The 11,718-nt window shown below is 43.1% G+C and carries 10 protein-coding genes; 8 read left to right on the top strand and 2 right to left on the bottom strand.

Annotated features, from left to right (window positions below; translation table 11 throughout):
• The first annotated feature begins 66 nt into the window (after positions 1–66).
• The 6 genes from pyrD to rmf all read left to right on the top strand — a co-directional run bounded on the left by pyrD (position 67) and on the right by rmf (position 7,717).
• Positions 67–1,074 (top strand): quinone-dependent dihydroorotate dehydrogenase, encoded by a 1,008-nt coding sequence (gene pyrD / locus AMBT_RS07855; protein WP_041452863.1) that lies wholly within the window; start codon positions 67–69, stop codon positions 1,072–1,074.
• 75 nt (positions 1,075–1,149) lie between these two features.
• Positions 1,150–3,291 carry a bifunctional 23S rRNA (guanine(2069)-N(7))-methyltransferase RlmK/23S rRNA (guanine(2445)-N(2))-methyltransferase RlmL gene (gene rlmKL / locus AMBT_RS07860; protein ID WP_013784082.1) on the top strand — a complete coding sequence of 714 codons (2,142 nt, stop codon included), beginning with the start codon at positions 1,150–1,152 and terminating at the stop codon, positions 3,289–3,291.
• A complete protein-coding gene (locus tag AMBT_RS07865) occupies positions 3,288–3,521 on the top strand; it encodes a glutaredoxin family protein (protein WP_013784083.1) in 234 nt (77 codons plus the stop codon). The genes rlmKL and AMBT_RS07865 overlap by 4 nt, the downstream gene beginning before the upstream one ends.
• Positions 3,518–5,455: an ATP-binding cassette ATPase Uup gene (gene uup / locus AMBT_RS07870; RefSeq protein ID WP_013784084.1), complete on the top strand. Its 1,938-nt coding sequence runs from the start codon at positions 3,518–3,520 to the stop codon at positions 5,453–5,455. The genes AMBT_RS07865 and uup overlap by 4 nt, the downstream gene beginning before the upstream one ends.
• 15 nt (positions 5,456–5,470) lie before the next feature.
• Positions 5,471–7,237 carry a DUF3466 family protein gene (locus AMBT_RS07875; protein ID WP_013784085.1) on the top strand — a complete coding sequence of 589 codons (1,767 nt, stop codon included), beginning with the start codon at positions 5,471–5,473 and terminating at the stop codon, positions 7,235–7,237.
• Positions 7,238–7,540: 303 nt separating this feature from the next.
• Positions 7,541–7,717 carry a ribosome modulation factor gene (rmf, locus tag AMBT_RS07880; protein WP_013784086.1) on the top strand — a complete coding sequence of 59 codons (177 nt, stop codon included), beginning with the start codon at positions 7,541–7,543 and terminating at the stop codon, positions 7,715–7,717.
• 80 nt (positions 7,718–7,797) lie between these two features.
• Here rmf and fabA read toward each other — a convergent pair whose 3' ends face one another.
• Positions 7,798–8,316: a bifunctional 3-hydroxydecanoyl-ACP dehydratase/trans-2-decenoyl-ACP isomerase gene (gene fabA, locus AMBT_RS07885; RefSeq protein WP_013784087.1), complete on the bottom strand. Its 519-nt coding sequence runs from the start codon at positions 8,314–8,316 to the stop codon at positions 7,798–7,800.
• Positions 8,317–8,447: 131 nt separating this feature from the next.
• Between fabA and AMBT_RS07890 the strand changes: the two genes are divergently transcribed.
• Positions 8,448–8,723 (top strand): hypothetical protein, encoded by a 276-nt coding sequence (locus AMBT_RS07890; protein WP_013784088.1) that lies wholly within the window; start codon positions 8,448–8,450, stop codon positions 8,721–8,723.
• 124 nt (positions 8,724–8,847) lie between these two features.
• Here AMBT_RS07890 and AMBT_RS07895 read toward each other — a convergent pair whose 3' ends face one another.
• Positions 8,848–10,161, bottom strand: coding sequence for a DASH family cryptochrome (locus AMBT_RS07895; RefSeq protein WP_013784089.1), 1,314 nt, complete (start codon positions 10,159–10,161; stop codon positions 8,848–8,850).
• 111 nt (positions 10,162–10,272) lie between these two features.
• Between AMBT_RS07895 and AMBT_RS07900 the strand changes: the two genes are divergently transcribed.
• Entirely contained in the window at positions 10,273–11,718 is a 1,446-nt protein-coding gene (locus tag AMBT_RS07900; RefSeq protein WP_041452523.1) for a cryptochrome/photolyase family protein, read from the top strand.

Genomic DNA, 11,718 nt, shown 5'->3' on the forward strand with positions numbered 1-11,718 from the left:
TCAAAAATGACGAAGCCCTGTGAAACAGGGCTTTTTTATACCAAATACAAGCGAAAACAAACACCTATGCAATCATTAGTGCAAAAACTGTTGCTTCAATGCGAACCTGAAAAAAGCCATGACTTTACTATCAACTGGTTAAATAAAACGCAACACACGCCGTTGAAGTGGGCTTACAGCACCACGACAATCAAAAAGCCAGTGACGATTGCAGGTATAACCTTTGATAATCCTGTGGGTTTGGCGGCAGGCCTAGACAAAAACGGTGATTGCATAGATGCATTTGCTGAAATGGGGTTTGGTTTCGTAGAAATTGGGACGGTTACACCACGCCCGCAAGCGGGTAACCCTAAACCTCGATTATTCCGCATTCCTGAAAAACAGGCCATCATTAACCGTATGGGTTTTAACAACAAAGGCGTTGATCACTTAGTGTCTCAAGTGAAAAAAGCCCAGTTTAAAGGCCCCATTGGTATCAACATTGGTAAAAATAAAGATACTGATGATGCGAAAGCACTTGATGATTACCTTATTTGTTTGAACAAGGTTTACCCCTACGCCAGTTATGTGACTATCAATATTTCTTCACCCAATACCCCTGGGCTTAGAAACCTTCAGTATGGTGAAGCGCTAGATGCGTTACTAGTAGGCCTTAAAGCTGCGCAAGAAACCCTAACTCAAACTCACGGTAAATACGTACCGCTATTTATAAAAATTGCACCGGATTTATCAGATGGCGAAATACAAAGTATTGCTCAATCGTTACTGTCTAGCAAAATGGATGGCGTTATCGCTACCAATACCACACTGTCCCGTGAAGCTGTTCAAGGGTTGAAGCATGCTGATGAAATGGGTGGGCTGAGCGGTTCTGTCTTAACCGACATGAGCTTAAATGTAACGAAAAAGCTATCAAGTGCCCTTGATAGAGCAATCCCTATCATAGGTGTGGGCGGTATCGATTCTCCTGAGACCGCAAAAGCACGTTTAGATGCAGGAGCATCGTTAGTTCAGGTATACTCTGCGTTCATCTATCAGGGGCCCGACCTCGTTAAACGCATTGTAAAAGCGCTATAATTAGCGAAAGCGACACATTACAGTTTTATACACTCAAGCGTGTGTCAATAAACACACGCTCTATCAGGTAATTGAATGAATACTATTCTGGCAACAACCAGCCGCGGTCTTGACGAACTCCTTAAGCAAGAAATACTCAATTTATGCCCAGATGCAGAAATTAAACAGTCTCCGGGCATGTTGCAATTTGAAGGAAGCAAAGAAGACGCTTATAAACTTTGCCTTTGGTCCCGTTTAGCCAACCGCGTTATTTGGATCTTAGGCACAGGAAAGGCAGGTAATGCTGAAGAGTTGTATAAGACCGCCATGGATATTGATTGGCAGATGCATATGGAATCTCGCCATACGTTGTCAGTGCAATTTATTGGTACCAACTACGAAATTAAGAACACGCAGTTCGGCGCGGTTAGAATTAAAGATGCTATTGTCGACCAGTTCGTAGAAGAAGGCCAAGCTCGCCCGTCGGTTGAGCGTAAAATGCCAGATTTCCCTGTATACGCCAGACTTCAACGAGACAATGTAATTATTGGTCTTGATATGGCTGGTGCAAGTTTGCACCAACGTTCATATCGTCAAGAAACCGGTGATGCACCACTTAAAGAACATATTGCCTGTGCCATGCTAATGCGCAGTGGCTGGACCGAAAACATGGACAAGCCCCTTGCTGACATGATGTGCGGTTCGGGCACAATTGCCATAGAAGCGGCCTTCATGGCGCGTAATATTGCCCCTGGCATAAAGCGTGAATATTGGGGCTTTAGTAAATGGTTAAGCCACGATGCTGCATATTGGGATTCGTTGGTAAATGATGCTATTGCGAACCAAACAGAAAGTAAAAGCGAAATCTTTGCTGCTGATTACAACCGCAGAATGATTGCCATTGCCAAAGACAATGCTGATTATGCTGGCGTTTTTAACGATATTAAATTCAGCAATCAAGATGCCACTAAATCGTCACCGCCGGTTGCGACCCCAGGTTATATGGTGTCTAACCCACCTTACGGTGAACGTTTAGGTGAACTAACTGCTCTTATTCCGCTTTTCAGCGAATGGGGTAAGCGCTTTAAAGAAGCTTGGAAAGGTTGGCACGTTTCACTGCTTAGCAGCAACCGTGACTTATTGCGTGTATTAAAATTACGTGCAACTAAAGACTACGGCATGAACAACGGTAAGCTAGAGTGCCGCTTAGTAAATTATGTGTTAAGCGAAGAAAACACGGTTCAATTTTCTGAAGATGCGTCGAATCACGAATTTGCTAATCGCTTAAAGAAAAATCTTAAGAAAATGAAAGGTTGGATCAACAAGGTTGATACCAACTGTTACCGAATTTACGATGCCGACTTGCCCGATTACAACGTAGCAATTGATAGGTACGGCGATTGGTTGGTAGTTCAAGAATACGCGCCACCTAAAACGGTGTCGGAAGACAAAGCCCGTAAACGCTTGCAAGAAGTACTGCTTTATTTGCCTGGCGTGACGGGTGTTTCGCCTAAGCAAATTGTGCTTAAAGTACGCAGCCAGCAAAAAGGGACTAAGCAGTACGAAAAAATTAACCAGTCTGGCACCATGATGGAAGTTTACGAAAACGGTGCGCGCCTATTGGTGAACTTGACTGACTACTTAGATACGGGGCTATTTCTAGATCATAGAAACACCCGTCAAAAAGTTATGCAGCTTTCAAAGGGTAAAGACGTGCTCAACCTGTTTGCTTACACCGGCAGTGTATCTGTGTTTGCAGCCAAAGGTGGCGCAAAATCAGTAACTACCGTTGATATGTCTAACACCTATCTAGATTGGGCAAAAAAGAATGTGGCGCTTAATAAGCTAAATGGCCCACATGCTTTTGTTCAAGCTGATTGCACAACCTGGTTAGCCGATCATAAAGGTAAGTACGACTTAATTTTTATCGACCCACCTTCGTTTTCAAACTCTAAACGTATGCAAAGCACATGGGATGTTCAGCGCGACCATATTACCATGCTAACGAATGCCAGAAACTGCCTAAATGAAGGCGGTACGTTAATTTTCTCTAACAATAAACGTGGCTTTAAGTTAGATGAAGAGGCGTTGCAGGAGCTTGGTTTTAGTATTGAAAATATTACCCAAGAAACCATTCCAGAAGACTTTTCCCGCCGTGCAAACATCCATAAGTGCTGGATCCTTTCGTTATCAAAGGAAGCGTTACCAAAAGAAGCGTTATCAAGAGAAGCTTTATGAAAATAGTGTTTTACACGGGGCCTCAGTGTAGCTTGTGTGATTTAGCCGACATTGAGTTGGCTAATACGCAGCAGTTTTCTTCGTTAAACGTCGAGAAAGTAAATATTCGTAATAGCACCGACTTGTATCATTTATACGGTGCTCGTATTCCTGTATTAAAACGGGAAGACAATGGCGCCGAAATTGGCTGGCCATTTGATACCAACGCATTGGAGACATTCTTACAGTGAGTATTTTGCAGTTAAAGAACATCACTGTTATCTACGGTAACCCTCCTTTATTAGATGGTGTTGAACTGATCGTTCAACCCAAAGAGCGTGTGTGTTTAGTAGGCCGAAATGGCAGTGGTAAATCCACCTTAATGAAGGTGATTTCAGGTGATGTGATAGCCGATGACGGACAGCGCATTATAGAAAGCGACACGATAATTGCTCGATTAGAGCAAGATCCGCCGCAAACCACAGATGTGACCCTTTTTGATTACGTTGCTGAAGGGTTAGCAGATGTAGGCGACACCATAAAAGCCTATCATCACCAGACTAAGTTAGTGACTGAAGACCCTAGTGAAGCTAATTTAAATCGTCTGCAAACTTTGCAGGAAACCTTGGAAGCTCGTGATGCATGGCAATTTGAGCAACAAATAGAACAAACGCTCACCATGCTTAAACTAGAGCCTGATATTTCATTGTCTACTTTATCAGGTGGCTGGCGACGTAAAGCGGCACTTGCACGCGCATTGGTTCGTTCACCTGATTTGCTGTTGCTTGACGAACCCACCAACCACTTAGATATCGAAATGATTCGCTGGTTGGAAAGTAGTTTATCTAATTACAACGGCGCTATTGTATTTGTAAGTCACGATAGGGCGTTTATCCGAAATATGGCAACCCGTATTGTGGATTTAGACCGTGGTGGATTAACCAGTTACCCAGGCAACTACGAAACCTACCTAGAGAAAAAGCAGCAAGATCTTGAAGTAGAAGCTGCGCATAACGCCGAGTTTGATAAGAAACTTGCGCAAGAAGAGGTATGGATACGCCAAGGTATAAAAGCCCGTCGTACCCGTAACGAAGGCCGTGTACGTGCATTGAAAAAGCTGCGTGACGAACGTAAAGCCAGACGTGCAGTACAAGGTAACGCGGTGGTAAGTCAGCACCAGGGCACGCGCTCGGGCAAGATGGTGTTTGAAGTCACCGATTTAGATTACGCCATTGGCGGTAATCAAATTGTGAAGGGATTAAACCTTAATGTACTACGTGGCGATAAACTTGCCCTTGTTGGACCGAATGGTAGCGGTAAAAGTACGCTGATTAAGTTGTTATTAGGTGAAATAACACCCGATAACGGCAATTGTAAGCAAGGTACTAACCTTGAAGTGGCTTACTTTGACCAACATCGCCACGGTTTAGATTTGGAACAAACAGTGATTGATGCTGTAGGTGATGGTAAACGTGACCTAATGGTTAACGGCCACCCAAGGCATGTTATTAGTTATCTGCAAGATTATTTGTTTTCACCGGAGCGCGTTAATGCGCCGGTTAAATCACTTTCTGGTGGTGAGAAAAACAGACTGATGCTTGCTAAGCTAATGCTCAAACCCAGTAACTTGCTAGTACTTGATGAACCAACAAACGATCTCGACGTTGAAACACTAGAGATGCTTGAAACCTTGTTGAATGAATATGCTGGCACGGTTTTGCTGGTAAGTCATGATAGGGAGTTTGTCGATAACGTCGCCAATAGTTGTGTCGTATTTGAAGGCGAAGGCTTTTTACGGGAGTTTATTGGAGGCTTCACTGATGTAGAGAGCTGGTACAAAGATCAGAACGCTAAACGTCAGCAAATCATTAAAGACGAAAAAGCCAAAGTAAAGAATGAAACTAATTTAAGTTCGAATAGTCCTAGTGCTAAGTCTTCTCCCCGTAAGACGAAAAAGTTATCATATAAAGATCAACGAGAACTTGAATCGCTGCCTGCAGATATTGAGCAGTATGAAAATGAATTAGCGGAAATGCAGTTGCTAGTTAACGACCCTGAATTCTTTAAAAAAGGGAACGATGAAACTGCGAAAACCTTAGCTCTATTAGCAGAGAAAGAACAAGCCTTATCCCAGAAATATGCGCGCTGGGATGAATTAGAAAGTATGCTGGAAGATAATCAGTAGTAAATAGGATTTTAGATGAAACGAACTCAGCTTGCCGTCGCCGTTCTGTTGGCAACAGGTAGTGTTTCGGCAATGGCCGAAACCTACACAGTAACACCACTTCCTTTACAGGATGTTGGTCAAAATAACTACGCTCGTTCTATTGATAACACTGGAAAAATGTTATCAATGGTGCAGTTGGAATTTAACCCGCCTGTTGACGTAGAACAGCTAGAAGAAGACACCAGTTTCTTTACCAGTTATTCTGGTTCGTTTGAAGATGAAGATGATGCGTTGCAGGGTGTCTTCACTGACGCCGACTACACTTTAGTTGTTAACTACCTTTTATCTAATCAAACCGCTTCTACGGGCCAAAAGTTAGCGAGCTATAGAACCTACTTAACTGATACCACTGACATTAGTTTGGTGCCAGGCTTAGACGAAGTTACCGACAAGTTCGACGATTACACACAGTCTGTAGAAGCTGGCGGCAGAGACAGCGTAAGTGGTAACTTTATTGTAGGTGATTCTCCAGGTGTTGTTGTTCTGGACGAATACGAAAACGAAGATGGCGACACCATCAATTACACTTACTCTGAGTTGCCACAGCAAGCGTTTGTTCAAACCACAAGTGGCACTAAAATTATTCCAGCGGTTGATGATACCTTAGGTGGCTTCTCTTCAGCTCGCGCAGTTAATCAAAATCTGCAAGTGGCTGGCTTCAGCACTGTAAGCTTCTTAGATACGGTTGATGAAGCAGTAGAAACCTGTGAAGACGATGAAACCCGAGGTGATTTGCCGGAAGGCCGCTGTTTCTATAGCATTTACGGCGGTGATTTCAACGTACCCCGTATTTCTAGCTATTTCGTGACAAACTCTACCAACTATTTACCTGCTTTCGTACTTTCATCGGAAGTCAATGCAACTATTTGGCAATTAGATGTTAACGGTGATGTGATAAGCACTGATACATTCCCGTTGCTTTTCACGCCTGAAGAAGATGACACCTCACATTACTTTTCTTATGCCTATGATATTAATGAGCAAGGTATTGCAGTAGGTGAAGCATTAACGGGTGATGCGGTTACTATTACACGTCCTAACTCTTCAGGTTTGAATGAGAGCGAACGTGTCGCTACCGTATTTAGAGATGGTGAAACCGAAGAGTTGCTTCCTCGAGAAGAAAATTTACTTAGCCAAGCGATGGCGATTAACGATAACAACTGGGTAGCAGGTGCAGTGCTACGTGAGTCGAGTGATATCGCGCGTTCTCGTTTGTTCGCATACAACTTAGATACCACTGAGCAATTGTACCCAGATGGTTTCTTTGCGACTACCGGTGTTCAAGCAAATGCCATCAATAATAATAATATTATTGTAGGTAAGTCAGACTACGATGCGACATCCGATACTGTTCGTGAGACACATGCTTTCATGTTCGATATTGATACTGAAGAGTTTCTTGATTTAAACGACTTAACGCCGTGTGACAGTGAATACACGTTGCTAGAAGCTATCGATATTAACGATAACGATGAGATTATCGCTAATGCACGTATTCGATCTACAAGTAAATATGTTACCGGTGTTGACGTAATTAGCACTGAAGGTGAAACCATAGAGATTGATTCTATTGTTGCTGTGAAATTATCACCGACTGGTGGCTCAATTGACGATTGTAGTATTGATGACGACGGTGAAGAAGTTGATGATAGCTTCGAGCGTAGCGGGGCATCTACGGGCTTATTTGGTTTAATGGCACTGAGTTTTCTAGCCATTTTCCGTCGCAAATTGAAGAAATAATCAATTCGCTCTACTTTTAGTTATTTTTCAAAGGCCGCTCGTTTCTAGCGGCCTTTTTTATTGCTAAAAGATTTAAAAATTGAAATATATATGCCCAAAAAGTGTAATATAAAATTCATCTATTTTTCATTGTATTACCAAATGTCAATGCTCTCTTTACAATAATTATGTTGAACCATTTTGCACATTGCACTATCACAGTAGTGTGCACAATGACTTTTCCGCCACTATCAATTGAAAAACGATGTATTGGGCCCGAGAGAGAATTTGTAGCACATCCTACAAAGTTAAAGAGGCTAATCAATGAAAAGACAAAAAAGAGATAAACTGACACGCGCCCATTCAAAAGGGTATCAAGCTGGTATTAGCGGTCGTTCAAAGGATATTTGTCCTTTTCAACAGAATGACGCTCGGTCGGAATGGTTAGGAGGCTGGCGCGAGGCGGTAGAAGACAGGCACGTAGGTCTTAGTGTTAAATAACGTCTTCTCTCTTAGAAAGTGATTAAGCAATGAAAAAGCCCCAGTAATGGGGCTTTTATCGTTTTGACGCTGTTATTGCCCTAGAAGTTAGATGTGTCTTGGAACAAACCTACTTTAAGATCTTTCGCGACGTAGATTTCTCTACCATCTACTTCAACAGAACCATCCGCCATTCCCATGAAAAGCTTACGTTTGATAACACGCTTCATGGTGATTTTGTAATTCACTTTTTTGGCAGTAGGCAGTATTTGGCCTGTGAATTTCACCTCGCCCACGCCAAGAGCACGACCTTTACCTGGCCCATCACACCAGCCTAAGAAAAATCCGACCAGCTGCCACATGGCATCTAAACCCAAGCAACCAGGCATTACAGGGTCACCTGGGAAGTGACAATCGAAAAACCAAAGATCTGGCGTAATGTCTAACTCAGCAATTATTTCGCCTTTCCCATGTTCACCGCCATCTTCAGTAATAGAAACGACACGATCCATCATTAGCATGTTAGGCGCGGGTAATTGGCTGTTACCTGGGCCGAACATTTCACCGCGGCTGCATGCTAATAAATCTTCTTTGTTAAAACTATTTTTTCTGTCTGACATTCCCAACTCGTTGTTTTTTAAATTCGCGGTGCTAATTTAGCGAACACTTGTAAGCTAAACAACTCCGAACAGTCATTTTTCTAAATAAAAACGCGTGTTAAACTCGAATTACTAACGAGCTAGTGATTACTATGACAGAAAATACGAAAAACAGCACAATAAAAGAGAAGGCAAAAGCGAATGCTGATAAGCAGCGCCGCTTTCGAGAACGTCAACGAGATGCAGGGAAAAAGCTTGTGAGAGGCTACGTTTCTCCAGAAGCCAAGCTTTGCTACGATGAAATTAGAGAGAAAACAGGGTGGAGTGATAGTGAAGCCGTGTCTAACTCAGTACGTTTGATGTATGCCGCTTACAAATGTGGCCAAATTAAATTGCTTAATGAGTGGTTACGTAAAAACAACCGATAACCCATTTTTACTACGCTTCGCGCGGTTACACGTAACCAAAATGGGTATATTGGCTTCCCGTAGGCTACGCATAACTTGAAAAAGGGGCTAGTTAGTGGGCATGTTAACGTAACCAATAAAGGTGTTAATCTAGCCATTTCGCACAGAACTCACCTTTCGGATCGTAAATTTCGGTTTGCTTCTGCAAGTTAAATTGCCTGTTCTCTCGGGGGTCTGTACCTACGCCTGCCAGGTACAACCAATTCCCCCAATTGCTAGCCACATCATAATCCAACAACTGGCTTTCAAACCAAGCCGCGCCATAGCGCCAATCTTGCCTGAGTTCATTCACCAAACAACTTGCCACCAATTGTCGACCTCGATTAGATAAGTACCCCGTAGAAGCCAGTTGACGCATACACGCATCCACAATAGGGTATCCGGTTTGTCCGTTGCACCATCCGACAAATACTTGAGGGTCGTGACTAGTATTGGGTAATTTTGACTTGATACCTTCAAGCTGAAACCATTTTGACCCAAACTTTTGTTGAAGCCAGTAAAAATATTCACGCCAAAGCAACTCAAAATAAATCCAATAGGTTGAATCATTTTTAACTACGTTTTGTTCGTACTTTTTCACTTCTTGAATAACGTACCGCGCCGAGAGCGCACCTGTGGCTAACCAAGGCGATAGTTTTGTACTATCGCGCCAATTATCTAACGCGTTTCGTGTTTCTTTATAGCTCGCAGCCACTTTCCATTCGAACAAATAACTGTTTAAGTGAGAGAGAACCGCGTCTTCGCCTCCAACGAATGTACCTTCTGCTTGATTACGAGGAGGTCGACGGTTAAGCGTATATTGGCATTCTGCGTCTATATCTGGCGTATAAGACCTAGGCAATGCGGTTAACGTTGCCATAGGTTCACGCGGCTTTATTGCAGACTCAATTTTACGCTTAAAAGGGGTAAAGACATCCGGCATGACTTCAAGATTAAAAGGGAGATCATCCTGATTAAACAGTGAACTAGATTCGCCAGTTACTATTTCGATATTGGGGAAAAAACGAGAAACCGCCTCGACTTCTCTGCGCTCGTTATAGCCACCGTGCTCGGTCACCCCAAAGTGAGTAAAGGCATTTGATGAGAGTAACGAGACCAGTAGTTCTGGTGTCTGGCCTCTTAAAGTCAAAATAGAGTGACCCAAAGTGCTCGCTTTTTCGTTTAATGCTTCTATTGTATCTATAAGAAAATTAAAACGGTGCTCACCAACGGGTTGAATACCGTAAGAATTTGGTACAAACCAGCTGTCATCAATTATGTAAAGCAGGGTCAATTCGTCTACCTGCTGACAAAGCGATGATAGCGCCACTTGGTCGTGAAAACGCAAGTCGTGGCGAAACCAAAACAGGCCTCTCGTAGGTCTAGTTGTATCACGCATCACATGATTATCCAGTATCATAGGGTTCCCTCCCTTATACATTTATTCGGGGTAGACGGATCCTGCTTTTTGCGATTATCGTGTCATGTGCATGTTTAAGCGTTCATGTATTGTTCAATAAAAGGGTTAAAAGTGACAGTGCCAGTGTCGATAATGTGGTTCAGACAGGACCTTAGAGTAAAAGATAACCCCGCGTTAAATGCCGCTTGTGATGAAGGAAAAATAATCCCGATTTACATTTACGATGATAATGCGACCGATGGAAGAGCATTAGGAGGCGCGAGTAATTGGTGGTTACATCATTCATTGAATTCACTGAACGACAGATTGAATGGTCACCTAAAAGTATTTAAAGGCGATCCTAAAGCGCTTATCCCTGCATTAATGGAAGCCTATGAAGCGAAGGGAATCTATTGGAATCGCTGTTATGAGCCTTGGCAAATTAATCGAGATAAAGCGATAAAAAAGCAGCTTTTAGACAATGACTATGAGGCGCACAGCAGTAATGGTAGCTTGCTGTGGGAGCCGATGAAGGTGCTCAAAAAAGACGGCACGCCATACCGAGTTTTCACCCCATATTATAGAAAAGGTTGTTTGAACGTTGAGCCTCCACGCTATCCTCAAGCACCGCCAGCACGAATTACATACGCCGATGTTGATGATAGTAAAATTACTAAGGCTAACCACTCTTGCAATATAGACGATCTCAACTTACTTCCGTCCCTCGGTTGGGACAGTGATTTTAAAAATCACTGGAAACCAGGTGAAGACGGGGCCGCTGACAATTTGCAATATTTTATCCAGCACGCTGCCCGCAAATATAAAGATGCCCGTGATATTCCGTCAATGAATGGGACTTCTCACCTGTCACCTCATCTGCATTTTGGCGAAGTGTCGCCTAATCAAGTCTGGTATGCCATTAAAGACAGGTTTGAAACCAGTGAAGATAAAAGCATAGATACTTATCTCAGTGAGTTGGGCTGGCGCGAGTTTAGCTATTACTTGCTTTACCATTTTCCAACCATACCGACCAAAAATTTTAATGACAAATTTGATAAGTTCAATTGGCGCAGTGATGCAAAATCGCTTAAAGCGTGGCAAACAGGGCAAACTGGCATCCCTATTGTTGACGCGGGTATGCGAGAGCTGTGGCAAACCGGGTATATGCACAACCGTGTACGTATGATTGTAGGGTCGTTCTTGGTTAAAAACCTTCTTATTAGTTGGCAAGAAGGCGAACGTTGGTTTTGGGACTGCCTAGTAGACGCGGATTTAGCCAGTAATACTGCTGGGTGGCAGTGGGTAGCAGGCACAGGCGCTGACGCTGCACCCTATTTCAGAATTTTTAACCCGTTATTACAGGGAGAAAAATTTGATAAACAAGGAAAGTACGTCAGGAAGTACTGCCCTGAACTTGCCGACCTTCCTGATAAATACATACATAAGCCTTGGGATGCGCCGCCGGTCATTGCTAAAGATGCAGGAGTACATTTAGGGGATACTTATCCTAAACCTATCGTAGATTTAAAAGCATCGAGACAGCGTGCTTTAGATGCCTTTCAGGCTTTAAAAGAGTAG

The organism is Alteromonas naphthalenivorans, from assembly GCF_000213655.1.
Lineage (GTDB): Bacteria > Pseudomonadota > Gammaproteobacteria > Enterobacterales > Alteromonadaceae > Alteromonas > Alteromonas naphthalenivorans.

Excerpts from the sequence above, each read along its gene's own strand:
- pyrD (WP_041452863.1), top strand. The coding sequence starts at position 67 with ATGCAATCATTAGTGCAAAAACTGTTGCTTCAATGCGAACCTGAAAAA.
- rlmKL (WP_013784082.1), top strand. The coding sequence starts at position 1,150 with ATGAATACTATTCTGGCAACAACCAGCCGCGGTCTTGACGAACTCCTT.
- AMBT_RS07865 (WP_013784083.1), top strand. The coding sequence starts at position 3,288 with ATGAAAATAGTGTTTTACACGGGGCCTCAGTGTAGCTTGTGTGATTTA.
- AMBT_RS07875 (WP_013784085.1), top strand. The coding sequence starts at position 5,471 with ATGAAACGAACTCAGCTTGCCGTCGCCGTTCTGTTGGCAACAGGTAGT.
- rmf (WP_013784086.1), top strand. The coding sequence starts at position 7,541 with ATGAAAAGACAAAAAAGAGATAAACTGACACGCGCCCATTCAAAAGGG.
- fabA (WP_013784087.1), bottom strand. The coding sequence starts at position 8,316 with ATGTCAGACAGAAAAAATAGTTTTAACAAAGAAGATTTATTAGCATGC.
- AMBT_RS07890 (WP_013784088.1), top strand. The coding sequence starts at position 8,448 with ATGACAGAAAATACGAAAAACAGCACAATAAAAGAGAAGGCAAAAGCG.
- AMBT_RS07895 (WP_013784089.1), bottom strand. The coding sequence starts at position 10,161 with ATGATACTGGATAATCATGTGATGCGTGATACAACTAGACCTACGAGA.